The 14,721-nt window shown below is 41.1% G+C and carries 10 protein-coding genes; 8 read left to right on the top strand and 2 right to left on the bottom strand.

The window, feature by feature from the left end; all coding sequences use genetic code 11:
- Nucleotides 1–46: 46 nt before the first annotated feature.
- Nucleotides 47–2,578: a PEP/pyruvate-binding domain-containing protein gene (locus MHB66_RS16345; RefSeq protein ID WP_046313087.1), complete on the bottom strand. Its 2,532-nt coding sequence runs from the start codon at nucleotides 2,576–2,578 to the stop codon at nucleotides 47–49.
- A 281-nt stretch (nucleotides 2,579–2,859) separates the two neighbouring features.
- On the opposite strand from MHB66_RS16345, the gene MHB66_RS16340 reads away from it, so the two are divergent.
- The 3 genes from MHB66_RS16340 (at nucleotide 2,860) to uvrA (ending at nucleotide 8,268) form a co-directional block, all read left to right on the top strand.
- The gene (locus tag MHB66_RS16340; RefSeq protein ID WP_034281059.1) at nucleotides 2,860–3,105 is read left to right on the top strand and encodes a CsbA family protein; all 246 of its coding nucleotides are present in this window, start codon (nucleotides 2,860–2,862) and stop codon (nucleotides 3,103–3,105) included.
- Nucleotides 3,106–3,398: 293 nt separating this feature from the next.
- On the top strand, nucleotides 3,399–5,384 hold the full coding sequence (gene uvrB, locus MHB66_RS16335; protein WP_046313089.1) for an excinuclease ABC subunit UvrB: 1,986 nt from the start codon (nucleotides 3,399–3,401) through the stop codon (nucleotides 5,382–5,384).
- A 7-nt stretch (nucleotides 5,385–5,391) separates the two neighbouring features.
- Nucleotides 5,392–8,268: an excinuclease ABC subunit UvrA gene (gene uvrA / locus MHB66_RS16330; RefSeq protein ID WP_046313091.1), complete on the top strand. Its 2,877-nt coding sequence runs from the start codon at nucleotides 5,392–5,394 to the stop codon at nucleotides 8,266–8,268.
- Between the two features lie 31 nt (nucleotides 8,269–8,299).
- On the opposite strand, the gene MHB66_RS16325 is transcribed toward uvrA, so the two are convergent.
- Nucleotides 8,300–8,530, bottom strand: coding sequence for a hypothetical protein (locus tag MHB66_RS16325; protein WP_034281058.1), 231 nt, complete (start codon nucleotides 8,528–8,530; stop codon nucleotides 8,300–8,302).
- Nucleotides 8,531–8,727: 197 nt separating this feature from the next.
- Here MHB66_RS16325 and MHB66_RS16320 point away from each other — a divergent pair, with 197 nt between their 5' ends.
- The 5 genes from MHB66_RS16320 to MHB66_RS16300 all read left to right on the top strand — a co-directional run bounded on the left by MHB66_RS16320 (nucleotide 8,728) and on the right by MHB66_RS16300 (nucleotide 14,703).
- Nucleotides 8,728–9,063, top strand: coding sequence for a membrane protein (locus MHB66_RS16320; protein WP_046313094.1), 336 nt, complete (start codon nucleotides 8,728–8,730; stop codon nucleotides 9,061–9,063).
- An 11-nt stretch (nucleotides 9,064–9,074) separates the two neighbouring features.
- Nucleotides 9,075–10,166 carry a DUF4097 domain-containing protein gene (locus MHB66_RS16315; RefSeq protein WP_046313096.1) on the top strand — a complete coding sequence of 364 codons (1,092 nt, stop codon included), beginning with the start codon at nucleotides 9,075–9,077 and terminating at the stop codon, nucleotides 10,164–10,166.
- Nucleotides 10,167–10,172: 6 nt separating this feature from the next.
- Entirely contained in the window at nucleotides 10,173–10,367 is a 195-nt protein-coding gene (locus MHB66_RS16310) for a PspC domain-containing protein (RefSeq protein WP_046313098.1), read from the top strand.
- Nucleotides 10,368–10,754, top strand: coding sequence for a phage holin family protein (locus MHB66_RS16305; RefSeq protein WP_024423577.1), 387 nt, complete (start codon nucleotides 10,368–10,370; stop codon nucleotides 10,752–10,754).
- Between the two features lie 94 nt (nucleotides 10,755–10,848).
- Nucleotides 10,849–14,703, top strand: a complete 3,855-nt coding sequence (locus tag MHB66_RS16300) for a metallophosphoesterase (RefSeq protein WP_041115591.1) — start codon at nucleotides 10,849–10,851, stop codon at nucleotides 14,701–14,703.
- Nucleotides 14,704–14,721 lie beyond the last annotated feature (18 nt).

The raw sequence follows: 14,721 nt of genomic DNA, 5'->3' as shown, positions 1-14,721 counted from the left end.
ATACCGATAAAACCTATGACCGCCAATATCATCCAAAATGATAAGTTTATACACGCGAATGCTGCTTTAAAATCTGAATGCGTCCATTGCTGCCATCTACTGTCACAAGGTCACCGGATTGAAGTGTTTCAGTTGCTATTCTAGTACCTAAGACAGCTGGCATCATATACTCTCTTGCGATAATAGCTGAATGAGATAAAATGCCTCCAGCATCGGTGATGACTGCTTTTGCATCTCTAAATAAGCTCGTCCATAAAGGTGTGGTCGTTTTACAAACTAAAATATCATCCTTTTGAAATTGTGAGAATTCGTCAGCACATGTAATGACTTTTACTCTTCCAGAAACAATACCGCTGGATGCGCCAATTCCATGGATCACATCGTGTGTGTTGTTTTCATTTTCTCTTAATGAACCAAGCATTCTTTCTACTTGCTGCAGTTCAGCTTCAGTTGGTGTGCCAATGTAAGCCGGTGGTTGAATGTCTTCATTTTCCTTCATTTCTATCTTTCTTTGCTGGATAACCGAATTAAATGAGATAGACGTTGTGAGCGCTTTTTGTACCTCTTCATCGTAGAGATACCAAAGATCTTCTTGATGAGGAATAGCTCCTTTTTGTGCAAGAAGCTCACCAATTTTTAATAGATATACCCGGGCCTTTGCATCTAACATGGCATCAATGTAGAAGTGGTGGTCATCTCGGATATTCGCTGCTTGAAGGGCAAATTGATACAGCGTCTCAAATTTTGTTTTAAACGATTCATCCTTCACTTGATTGATAAAATGTTTATACGTCTCTTGTCTTTTGATAACTGCTTTTGCAAATTCTTCATCAAAATCACAATGGCAATGGATATTATTTCTGATGATATCTAATATAAACTCTGGGTTTTCTGCCCAAGTCTCATCTGTAAGGTCATGACTTTTAATAGATCGCCAGCCGTAAACTTGGAGAAAACCCTCCAATTTCGAAATGAAATGCCTTCCTTTTTCCGAGTGATTGAGCGCATGTAACAGCTCCGAGTTCTTTTCATGATGAATAAATGCTTGGTGAAGTTCTGGATCTTGAAGGACATCCTTTGCGATATCAGATAGCACCTTGTCTGTTTCAAGAGATTTGTTCATCACACCTATCATCATTTCATGAAGCAAGACGATTTGGGTTTGGTCACCAGTATACGTGACAAGCATGTCTTCAATGATGGCTGATAGAATGACTTGTGGTATGACGATATCAAAATGATCATCATATGCTTGGATATAAAAATCCTTTAATTCTTCAAAGCCAATGATGGCTTTTTCAATGGTCATAGGTTCATTCATTTGGCGATCGAGTTTTTCGTAAAATGGAAAGAAATTTTTCTCTAGAATCTCATACATCCGTTCACTTAAATGTGGAAATAACTCAAATATACTTTCATCAAAAACGGGTGCAGCTCCCTCTTCCGCTTGTGGCAGATCCGGTGCTGAGTATAGGTGGCCTCTGTAAAGCTTAATATCTTTGATGTTCATATCAGGTACTTGATACTTTTCTCCATTTTTCTTCATCCCGCTTTTTAGGGCAGGTATGATCAGACTTGAGAAAAGAGGGCTCGTTGGACCAGGCATATGATCATCCATTGAAATCCAGAAATCCTGAAGCTCTTCTGGTTTCATTTGAAAAGAAGCACCTGCTGTTTCATTTACTGATTTTGAAAGAGCTGTAGTAATCGGCCTTGCTTGAAGTAAATAAAACGACCCACCTGCAATTCCAAATTCGATATCGACTCCATGTCCGTAAAGTTCTTCTACTTGTTTCGTGATTTGTGTGATTTCTTTCAATTGATCATCGTTCAGGCAAAACTGGCCAGCCATTTCCTCCGATACTGGCTCCTCGATGACACCCTCTTGGAAAGGAACAATTTGCAGCTCTTTCGCCCCAAGTGTTTTTTCAATCGAAAAGTTCTCTTTATCTACAATAAACGTGTCTGGTGTCACAAGACCGGAGACAATTGCTTCTCCCAATCCGTAGCTTGCGGTCAGCATCATTTCATTTGTTTTCCCCGATACGGGATCCTCACTAAAGATGACACCGGAGACGTCAGAATGGATCAACCCTTGAACGACAACGGCCATGAGCGGCATCTCTTCCTCGTTTTCATTCATCTCTTCCTTATATTCTGTGACCCTCGCTGCAAAATAAGAAGACCAGCATTCTTTGACTGCCTGTAAAAACTCTTCATTTGTTTTGATATTTAAATAGGTCTCGTACTGTCCTGCAAATGAGGCGCCTTCGAGATCTTCAGCAACAGAAGAGGATCTGACTGCAACTGAGGGGTAAGTCTTCCGCAAGGATTGAAAGGACGAAAGCAGCTCTGCTTCCATTTGTAAAGGAAACGATGCTTCTTTGATTTTTTGAGAAAGGTTTTGTTCTGCTGGCTGCAGATTGTGATATGAAAGAAAGCTTGCAAAGCTGTTGGTTTTGATAATAAATCCATCTGGGACTGGCAGGCCGTGATTGTTTAATTTGATTAAATTCAGGCCTTTTGCCCCTGCGAGTGATGCGGATTCTTCAGCCGCATGAAATAAAACTGAATACATGGGAATGCCCCCTTATCCAAATAGCCAATGGTTTGTATGTCTCTCTATTTTTCAAAATGATAGTGCGCACTATCATTTTAATCATAGAATTGATTGGATGTTATTGTCAAAGATGGAAAGACCTATCTTTACAAAGGGGACAATCTCACTAATTTCCTTCTTCTTCTACAACAAAAGTCTCCGAACATGAAGAAAAAAGGCGAAATTGAAAACTGTGAATTGTTCAATATGCCAATCTTTACTATAATCAAGGAAGTAGACCATGAAGAGGGAGGGTTTTTGTGATTACAAAAGCCATATTTGCACTAGTTTTTCCTTTCCTGCTCGTTATTTTATTTTCAAAGGTTACTTACAATCATTACGTGGGCATTGCGTTAACAGCAGCGCTTTTATTTGCTTCGTACATGAAGGGATATACAGAAACCTACTTTATTGTGGGATTAGATATTATTTCTTTAGTAGCTGGGGCTTTGTTTATGGCTAAGAAAGAAATCGAAAAAAGAGAGAAAGCTGAAAAAAATCAATGATGTCATCGCCATCAAGAGCATGACGGCTGAAAACTGACATGTTTTAAACAAGAGCTGTGCTTACGATTTCTAGTAAGCGCAGCTTTCTTTTTCTGCTCATCGAATATCTCACTCCAAAATGTTCCATACTGAAAGGAAGGTTTTCTTAAGAGGGTTATTTGCCATGGGAGAGAGGGTATGACTGTATTGGAAATAAAAATCAAGTGAGAGCCGAACTTTAGTTCGTATTTTTGTGTTCTTTTATGATAATATATTCATTAGATAGATTTCGTAAACGAAACGGAGGCTTTGATGTGAGTGACCGCTTTGAATTAGTTTCTAACTATCAGCCCCAAGGAGATCAGCCAAAGGCGATTGAAAAGCTTGTTGAGGGGATCCATCAGGGGAAACAGCATCAAACGCTGTTAGGTGCTACAGGTACGGGAAAGACCTTTACTGTCTCCAACCTGATCAAAGAAGTAAACAAACCGACACTTGTCATTGCGCATAATAAGACACTTGCCGGTCAGTTATACAGCGAATTCAAGGAATTTTTCCCGAATAACGCTGTTGAATATTTTGTGAGTTACTATGATTATTATCAGCCAGAGGCATATGTGCCTCAGACCGATACATTTATTGAGAAGGATGCCAGCATCAATGATGAGATTGATAAGCTGAGACACTCGGCTACGTCCTCGTTATTTGAGAGAAGAGATGTCATCATCATTGCCAGTGTGTCCTGTATTTATGGCTTAGGTTCGCCAGAGGAATACAGAGAGCTTGTGCTGTCTTTGCGTACTGAAATGGAGATTGAACGCAATCAGCTTCTTCGTAAGCTGGTGGATATTCAGTATTCTCGTAATGATATAGATTTTCAGCGCGGAACCTTCCGAGTTCGAGGAGACGTCGTTGAGATTTTTCCTGCTTCACGAGATGAGCATTGTATCAGAGTGGAGTTTTTCGGTGATGAAATTGAACGTATTCGTGAAGTGGATGCGCTGACTGGAGAAATACTTGGTGATCGTGATCATGTGGCGATTTTCCCAGCATCTCACTTCGTCACAAGAGAAGAAAAAATGGAAAAAGCCATTATCAATATTGAACAAGAGCTAGAAGAACAGCTTGAAAAGCTTCGTGAAAATGGAAAATTGCTTGAAGCGCAGCGCCTTGAGCAGCGGACAAGATATGACCTTGAGATGATGAGAGAGATGGGCTTTTGTTCAGGAATTGAGAACTATTCAAGACATCTGACCTTGCGTCCTCCTGGTTCAACACCTTACACACTGCTTGATTATTTCCCAGATGATTTTATGATTGTTGTCGATGAGTCGCATGTGACGATTCCGCAAATCCGCGCCATGTACAACGGTGACCAAGCTAGAAAGCAAGTGTTGGTTGATCACGGATTCCGCCTGCCATCAGCACTTGATAACAGACCGCTCACCTTTGATGAGTTTGAAAAGCATATCAATCATATTGTCCATGTATCAGCAACGCCTGGTCCGTATGAGCTTGAGAAAACACCAGAGGTTGTGGAACAAATTATCCGTCCAACAGGATTACTTGATCCAATTATTGAAGTTCGTCCGATTGAAGGACAAATTGATGACTTAATTGGAGAAATTCATGCACGAGTTGAGAAAAATGAGCGTGTGCTCGTGACCACACTGACGAAGAAAATGTCTGAGGATCTCACAGATTACTTAAAAGAAATCGGAATCAAGGTGAATTACCTGCATTCAGAGATTAAGACCCTTGAGCGGATTGAGATTATCCGTGATCTGCGTCTCGGTAAATATGATGTGCTTGTTGGAATCAACCTTCTTCGTGAAGGACTGGATATTCCAGAAGTGTCGCTTGTGGCCATTTTAGATGCGGATAAAGAAGGCTTTTTACGCTCTGAAAGATCCCTCATCCAGACGATTGGCCGTGCAGCGAGAAATGCAGAAGGCCGGGTCATTATGTATGCAGACAATATGACGAAATCGATGGACATTGCGATTCAAGAAACGAAGCGAAGACGAGAACAGCAAGAAGCATATAACGAGAAATTCGGGATTACACCGCAAACGATCCATAAGAAAATTCGAGATGTCATTAAGGCAACAAAGATACATGAGGATTCAGAAGAATACGAAACAAAAGCAGCACCAAAGCTGTCGAAAATGAGCAAAAAAGAACGAGAAAAAGTGATCGGAAAAGTCGAGATGGAAATGAAAGATGCAGCAAAAGCGCTTGATTTTGAAAAAGCAGCAGAATTAAGAGATCTATTGCTAGAGCTAAAAGCGGAAGGATGATTGCCTGATGGCTATGGAACGAATAGAGGTGAAAGGTGCTAGAGCCCACAACCTTAAAAATATTGATGTGAATATCCCGCGTGACCAGCTAGTGGTCATTACGGGATTATCTGGTTCAGGAAAATCGTCGCTTGCCTTTGATACGATTTATGCAGAAGGTCAGCGCAGGTACGTTGAATCTCTTTCAGCGTATGCACGCCAATTTCTTGGGCAGATGGATAAACCGGATGTAGATGCCATTGAAGGTCTTTCTCCGGCGATTAGTATTGACCAGAAAACGACGAGCCGAAACCCTAGATCAACAGTTGGTACTGTCACTGAAATTTATGATTACTTGCGTCTTTTGTATGCTCGAGTCGGAAAACCTATTTGTCCTATACATGGGATTGAAATTACGTCACAAACGATTGAGCAGATGACAGATCGTATTTTAGAGTATCCTGAAAGAACGAAATTACAAGTGCTTGCGCCAGTTGTATCCGGCCGCAAAGGAACACATGTGAAAGTGCTTGATCAAATTCGGAAGCAGGGCTATGTGCGAGTGAGAGTCGATGGAGAGATGGAAGACCTTTCAGAAGATATCGAGCTTGAAAAGAACAAGAAGCATTCCATTGAAGTAGTCATTGATCGAATTGTCGTGAAGGAAGGCGTTGCTGCTCGGCTGTCTGACTCCCTTGAAACGGCGCTGCGGCTGGGCGAAGGCCGAGTGATGATTGATGTGATTGGACAAGAAGAGCTGTTATTCAGCGAACATCATGCTTGTCCGCATTGCGGGTTCTCTATTGGTGAGCTTGAGCCGAGAATGTTTTCATTTAATAGTCCTTTTGGTGCCTGCCCGAGCTGTGATGGGCTCGGTTCAAAACTGGAAGTCGACCCTGAGCTTGTCATTCCTAATAAGGATCTGACTTTACGGCAGCATGCCATTGCACCATGGGAGCCGCAAAGCTCGCAATACTATCCGCAGCTTCTTGAGGCTGTTTGTACACATTATGGCATCGACATGGACATTCCAGTGAAAGATATCCCATCGCATTTATTTGATAAAATTTTATATGGAAGCGGATCTGAACGGATTTATTTTAAATATGAAAATGATTTTGGTCAGGTACGTGAAAATGAAATTGAGTTTGAAGGCGTTCTTCGTAATATTGAACGGCGTTATAAGGAAACCAGCTCTGATTATATTCGTGAACAAATGGAAAAATATATGGCCAATCAGCCATGTCCGACATGTAAAGGATATCGTCTGAAAAAAGAAACGCTGGCGGTTCTCATCAATGGCAAGCATATCGGAGAAATCACCGATTTGTCTGTCTCTGATGCCCTTGATTTCTATGAAAAAATTGAGTTGTCTGAGAAAGATTTGCAGATTGCCCAGCTCATTTTACGTGAAATCAAAGAGCGTTTGTCCTTCTTAAATAATGTGGGATTAGATTATCTGAATTTGAGCCGGTCTGCTGGCACACTATCAGGCGGAGAGGCGCAGCGGATTCGCCTGGCGACTCAGATCGGGTCAAGGCTGACAGGTGTTCTTTATATATTAGATGAACCATCCATTGGTCTGCATCAACGCGATAATGACCGGTTGATCGGGACGTTGAAAAACATGCGCGACATCGGGAACACACTAATTGTCGTGGAGCATGATGAAGATACTATGCTAGCCGCTGATTATTTAATAGATATTGGACCTGGAGCAGGAGTTCATGGGGGAGAAGTGATTTCAGCTGGAACGCCAGAAGAAGTCATGAAGGACCCGAAATCCTTAACAGGACAATATTTATCTGGTGAGAAATTTATCCCGCTGCCAATTGAGAGAAGAAAGCCTGACGGCCGCTATATTGAGATAAAAGGTGCAAAAGAAAACAACCTGAAAAACGTGAATGCGAAGTTTCCTCTGGGCGTCTTTACAGCTGTGACCGGAGTATCCGGCTCAGGGAAAAGTACGCTTGTGAATGAAATTCTATTAAAATCACTTTCGCAAAAATTGCACAGAGCGAAAGCGAAGCCAGGGCAGCACAAAGAAATCAAAGGAATGGATCATTTAGATAAGGTCATTGATATTGATCAATCTCCAATTGGCCGTACACCAAGATCCAACCCTGCCACGTATACAGGTGTCTTTGATGATGTGCGGGATGTGTTTGCACAAACCAACGAAGCAAAGGTACGAGGCTATAAAAAGGGCAGATTCAGCTTTAACGTTAAAGGCGGGCGCTGTGAGGCGTGCCGCGGGGATGGCATCATTAAAATTGAGATGCACTTTTTGCCAGATGTGTATGTGCCTTGTGAAGTGTGTCACGGGAAACGTTATAACCGCGAAACACTCGAGGTCACATATAAAGGAAAAAACATTGCTGATGTGCTTGAAATGACCGTAGAGGACGCACTCCAATTTTTCGAGAATATCCCGAAAATTAAGCGGAAGCTTCAAACGATTTATGATGTGGGGCTAGGATACATTACACTTGGACAGCCTGCAACGACATTGTCCGGAGGAGAGGCGCAGCGCGTGAAATTGGCATCTGAGCTTCACCGCCGTTCAAACGGAAGGTCTCTTTATATTTTGGACGAGCCGACAACAGGTTTGCATGTGGATGATATTGCCCGTTTATTAAAAGTGCTTCAGCGTTTGGTTGAAAATGGAGATACGGTGTTAGTCATTGAGCACAACCTTGATATTATCAAGGCTGCTGATTACCTTGTTGATCTCGGACCAGAAGGCGGTGCAGGCGGCGGAACGGTCATTGCCTCTGGCACTCCTGAGCACATTGCAAAAGAAGAAGCATCTTACACAGGAAAATACTTGAAGCCTATTTTAGAGCGTGACCGTAAACGCATGAAACAACTGGTTAAAGAAACGGAAAGTGTGACTTCTTCATAAAGAAAAACCCCTCGATAAGAGGGGTTTTCTTTTATTGCACATCTTCCTTCGGCATTAAATTACTGAGGTGCGTTAAATCCTTTAAAATATGGGTGCTGCTGCTGTCGAGCAGTACCTTTAAATAACGGATATCACCATACTTTGGATGAGACGGATGAATGGTCTCAAGCTCCTTGATCATATCGCTGTTCATGCTTTTTTGTTTCTGTATAAGGTCTAAAAGCGTTTGAGCCGTGTGGTTTGAATTATGATGATCTGTCAAAATAATTACCCCCTATAATGATAATCACCATCTTTTCAACATATTTTAAAGGGTAATCTGTGAAGAATCTACTCTTAGGTGCAAAAAGAAATAATTTGTGTCTAAGGTCATATGTAAATCGAATGATTTTGAAACTTTTTATACGCAATAAACGTATGAGTTAGAAAGGAATTTTCGTTATGAAGGAGCGAATATATATGAATAGAGATCAGTCGATTATTGCTTCTATTTGTTATTTTAGTGTATTGTTTATGCCGTTTATCGTACCGATCGTGGCGTTTTTTGTAGTAGATCAAAAGGAAACGAAGCGGCACGCATTGCGGGCATTATGGTCACATCTTTTGCCGGTCGCAGCGTGCATTCTGTTGATTTTTGGGTCTATCCGATTTTTATTGGCGACACAGGCAGGTGACTCGCTCATTCCAGTCATGACGGTGTTCATCTTGTCTTTTTTAGTAGTCATTGGCTTTTTGATCTCTGTCATTTGGAATATCATTCAAGGGATTAAAGTACTTCAATCCATCAAATCTTAGGAGGGCTTTGTATGAATGAAAAAGAACGAATTTTAAAATTAGTAGAAGACGGGATATTATCAGCAAAAGAAGCAATTACGCTGCTGGAAAAACTAGAAGAAGGTCAGTCAGTCTCATTAGAAAAGTCTACGGCTGATCACACCTTTCATGAAGAAAAAGCTGGAGCAGAGAGCAAAGGAGACGGCACCGAAAATCTTGGTGCAAAGCTGTTTGGCTGGTTAGATTCTGCGGTGAAAAAGGTAAAAGACGTGGATCTTGATTTGAACTTTGGACAGTCAGTTGATGTTGAGCACATTTTTCAGTTCAAAGATGCATCGCTTTCTCATTTAGATATTCAATTGGCGAACGGCAGCCTCAACGTGATGCCTTGGGACGATCGAGATATTCGAGCAGAGTGTCATGCAAAGATTTACCGTGCAGAGGATGGGGAGCAGGCAAGACAGCAATTTCTCAATCAATTGGACTGCGGGCTTGAAGGAGATAAATTTTTTATTCGAACCGAAAAGAAGACGATGAAAGTCAATGTTACATTATACGTACCGCGTATCCAATACGATAAGATTAAGGTCAAGCTGTTTAATGGACCGATTCGCGGGGAAAAGCTAAAGACAAAAGAACTTGCCGCGAAAACGACAAATGGGGTTGTCTCTTTTGCTTCGTTACAAGCAGAAAAAGTCGGAATTGAAACAGCAAACGGACAAATCAAACTGGCAGATCATGAGTGTGGTATGATTGAAGTAGAAACCATCAATGGGCTCATAGACCTGCGCGGGAAAAGTGAATCAATTGATGCCCAAAGCTTTAATGGAAATATTGCTGTTCAGCTGTCAGATGAAAAGTGCCGTTCCATCTATGCGAAAACGACAACAGGCAGTGTGGACGTTCAAATCCCGCGTGCTTGTGCAGTGACCGCTGAGCTGAAAAGCAATCTCGGGTCTATCTCTCACGATTTACTTGATGCAGAGATGATTAAAGAGAAAAATGAAACATTACAAAAAGAGAAAATGATCAAAGCCAATCAACAAGCGGTGCACAGTATATCCATTTTTGCAGAAACAAAAACAGGCTCAATACAAGTAAAGCACCAATCAGACAAGGAGTGATTCTACATGAAGAAGCTTTATCGTTCAGCAACAGATAAAAAAATAGCGGGTGTTGTTGGTGGAGTTGCGGAATATTTAAGTGTGGATGCATCCCTGCTTCGCATTTTAACCGTCATCATCGGATTTTTGACAGCATTTATGCCGATCTTCCTGATCTACTTCATCTGGTATTTTGTTGTTCCGGAAGAAGGCACTAAATAAATGCTTAGATGGATCGTCAGTATTTTAGTAAATGCATTACTTTTAATCGTCATTGCTGGATATTTTGATTCGGGCATTCTGCCTGGACTCGGGAGCGTGTATATTGAAGGTTTTGGCGCAGCCATTGTGGCAAGTATCATTTTGTCCTTGCTCAATATTTTAGTGAAGCCGTTTTTGATCATTTTAACGCTTCCAGTGACCGTCCTTTCACTAGGATTGTTCTTATTTGTCATCAATGCGATTACACTCATGATGACATCGAGCTTTATGGGAGATAGCTTTAACATTGATGGATTCGGAACGGCCATTTGGATGGCTGTCATTTTATCCATTTTCCACCTGTTGATACAAAAAGGAATTGTAGAGCCGTTAGCGAAAAAAAGCTAACGGTTTTTTTGTGCAAATTTGCATCGTTTCTCCGTTCCATCTGACATAAAAACGACCTTCAGGAGACACAATATCCGAAGGGAGGCGGTGCAAGATGGTGAACGTGAGCAGACAAATCATGCTTTTATGTTTTTTTATCATTCTTTTTTGTTTCAGTCAGCCTGCTTCAGCAGGACCTTTTCTTCAAACAGAAGTGAATGTACCGGACAAGCCTTTTTCGCCTTTTATCTTTGACCAATTTCATGTGGACGTCCGCCCGGTTCTAGGAAAAAGCCATGATCTACAGTTTCGTGCGTCCATTAGTGACCAAGAACAGATTTTGTCTGCGAACTTGTATTATAAACAAAGTGATGAACTGGGGTACCGCTTGATTCCAATGGAACGGCTGCCAGGGATGAAGCCAGAATTTACAGCGAAAATTCCGCCAGATCAATTATGGAATCCAACCGTTCGTTACTATACAGAGTTCCTAACGCAAAAATCAGTCATCAAAACGGCAGAGAAATCGGTTCATTTAAATGGATTTGAAGAAGATCTTTCACATATTCCGGACTTATTCATCACAGAAATTGTCGTCAATTCAAAAAACCGAAAAGGCAAAGATGCTTTTGAGTTTATCGAAGTGTATAACACGACACAGGCGCCTATCTCTCTTAAACATTATCAGCTCCGCTACCGCAATCCTGCACAGGGAATTGAAATGGATGATGTATATTCCTTTCACACAAATCCAGTCACCATTTCACCTGGAAAACCTTATGTATTCTGGCTGAGAAAAAAAGGGCAGGAGCATTTAACGGCAGCGGACTTTAATGCCATGTACAAAAGCCAATTAAAAGAGGGCGAGCATCTATCCATTATCGAGAGCAAAGGGCTGTCCAACTCAAAATCTCGTCTTGTTTCGATCACAACAAATATAGGTGAAGAGATTTCTTCTGCCGCATTTCGTTTGAAGCCATCATGGTTTAGTGAGCATAAATCCTTGCTGTTTAAGTATCCAATGGATGGTACTACGCAGACGAAGCTGATTTCGAAAATTGAGGAAGAACCCACTCCAGGTAAAGTGCTAAAAGCACAAATTCCAACTGAAAAAAAGGAAATTTCTCAAGATATCCATAAACCTGTGATTGAAGATATGACGGTAAGGAAACCGGTGAAACCCACTGAAAGTGTAGAGATTAAAGCAGATGTCCAAGATGATCAGGCTGTAAAAACCGTCAAGCTGCGCTATCGAACGAATCGAAAAGATCCGTTTAAGGAAATACTGCTGCAAAAAGACCATAATGACCGGTTATTTCATCATATTATTTATTCACCTGAGTTGATTGGGAAAGAACAATTGGAATATCAGCTTGAAGCGTCAGACGGCGAAAATGAAGCCAAGACGTTGAAAAAAACGATTGATGTGGAGCAGGTCAGTAAAGCCCACGGTCTGCGATTCAATGTAGAAAAGGGAGATACGGTATCAGGTTTATTTTCATTAAAGGCAACGTCTGATCAGAAAAAAAGCATCGAATTACGGATAGATGGAAAACGGAATCAGCAAGTATCCTCTGCCCTTGAAGCAGATCCATATATCGCATTTGATGTCAAAGGAACAAATTTATATTTTAAAAATGGTGTGTCTATAGGTAGGCGTTTACTTTCTATTTTTGATGATTCGACAAAAGTGTACCGTACCTATACAATGCCAATACCCGAAGAAGAGATAAAAAAGGCAGGTCTCCAAACGATCTCTTTTCACGCTGGTACAAAGTCTTCTCCGGTGGACCGGCTGCCTGGAGAGAATCATGATGATTTTGAATTGAAAAACGTCAGGATGATCTTATCAAATGGAACACAAATTCCGCCAATCAATGCGAAGCCGCTAAAAGAATGGAGAATGGGAGACAGCGGGAACGCAAAAAAGGTGAGAACGTTTCAATTTGAGATTCCGAAAGAGGCGTATGTTTCAACCTATATAAAGTGGGACACAAAAAGGCTGAAAGAAGGGCCGCACCTGATTGAGGCCAAAACCTCAGACGAGCACGCTTCAGTACGTGTGAAAGTTGATAACACTGGGCCGAGAATTAAGACCAACGTACAAGCAAAGGATCAATATAAAGGCGCCTTTACATTAAAAGCAAAAGTAACGGATCGCTGGAGTGACATAGAGGAGTTGAAGGCATATGTAGATGGCAAACCAGTTTCTTTGCCATATCAGACGTCCTCTAGTGAATTAAAGCCTGGAAAGCACACGTTTACAATTAAAGCAAAAGACGCTGCCGGGAACATGTCGACGTTGAAAAAAGAGTTCAAGACGGTACATGAGCATCCTGAAACACCAGAGCGGGTGGCAGATAAGACGAAAATGAAATCATCAAAACAAACTGTGCTAACCAAGGATCCAACGAATGATAAGTTAGATTACTCTTTTTATCGTGCCTATCAATATACATCGCTGCATCCTTTAATGAAGATTTTTAAGTATGCAGCAGAGACAGAACCGCCTAAGAGTTATCTCCAAAAAGGAGAAATGATTTTTTCTGATCAAGAAAGGAACCGCATTGCATTTGTTGATGGGAAGTCAGTTGAAACGAAGGATTTACAGCGCTTTCCTTATCATCGTTTTCAAATTAAGGTTCATCATGATGTACGTGAAAAGGATGTCGTCGAAGCTGTATGGAAAGGGAGTTCCTTGTCAGGGAGAAAGGTGACAATGTACGCGTGGAATCACCAGCAGGAAAAGTGGGATAAAATCACTCATCACTTTGCCAAGGATCAAAAGGAATTTTACCTGAAAGGGCTGCTGTCAGTCAGACAGTACATGAAGAATCAAACGTTTGATTTGCTAGTACAGGATGAAATCAGCAAATCGCAAAAGCCATATAAGATGATATGGATGTCTGATACTCAATATTATGCAAAGAGCTATCCTCATATCTTTAAACAAATGGTCGAATGGATCAGAGATCAAAGGGAAAAATTAAACATTCAATATGTGTTCCATACAGGCGATATTGTGGATGATTCAAAGGATAAGCAATGGCACCGTGCTGATACGTTTATGCGTGTATTAGATGAGAATCACATTCCCTATGGTGTTTTAGCAGGAAATCATGATGTTAGACACAAGGATGGTTTATATGCGGAATACGGAAAATATTTCGGGGAAAAACGCTTTGCGGATAAGCCTTACTATGGTGAATCCTATCGAAACAATAAAGGTCATTATGATCTCATCTCTGCCGGCGGCAATGATTATATGATGGTGTACATGGGCTGGGGGATTAAGCAAGATGAAATTGATTGGTTAAACCGTGTCATTTCTGAGCATCCAGATCGTATCGTCATTTTAAATTTCCATGAGTATTTGTTAGTGAGCGGCAACCGAAGCCCGATTGGCGACCTCATCTTCCACCAAGTGGTGAAACGCCATCCTAATATTGTGGCCGTATTTAGCGGCCATTATCATGGAGCAAGCAGGAAAGTAGATGAGCTTGATGATGACCATGATGGAAAAGTAGACAGGAAAGTATATCAAATACTCGCCGATTATCAGTCAGGACCTGAAGGTGGTCAAGGGTTTATGAGGGTGATAACAGCCGATCAAGAAAAAAATCAGCTTCACTTTACGACATACTCACCTTACTTGAATCAAGAGCATTTTTATGATCCTAAAACGTATGGAGATCAAGATGAATTTTCAATCGATGTGGATTTGACACCGAAAATGAAATCTGTCAAAACCAATTATTTTGAACTCAATGTGTATACGAATGTTCTTCTAGGAGAGGCTCGAGGCATAAAAAGCGGCAAAAAAGCGAGCTTTGAGTGGAAGGGCTTAAAGCCAAATGAAGATTATTATTGGTACACTGTAGCAAAAGATCGTTTTCAAGGAAAAGCCATTTCTCCAATATGGAAAATTCATACAAAAGATGATGACGAAATAAAATTTCTTAGGAAATAAAAAAACAGTGCTCCGTGT

The sequence above is a fragment of the Bacillus sp. FSL L8-0167 genome (assembly GCF_038630295.1).
Classification (GTDB): domain Bacteria; phylum Bacillota; class Bacilli; order Bacillales; family Bacillaceae; genus Bacillus; species Bacillus safensis.
Note: the sequence above shows the minus strand (reverse complement) of the source record. Positions and strands in the feature narration are given on the sequence as shown.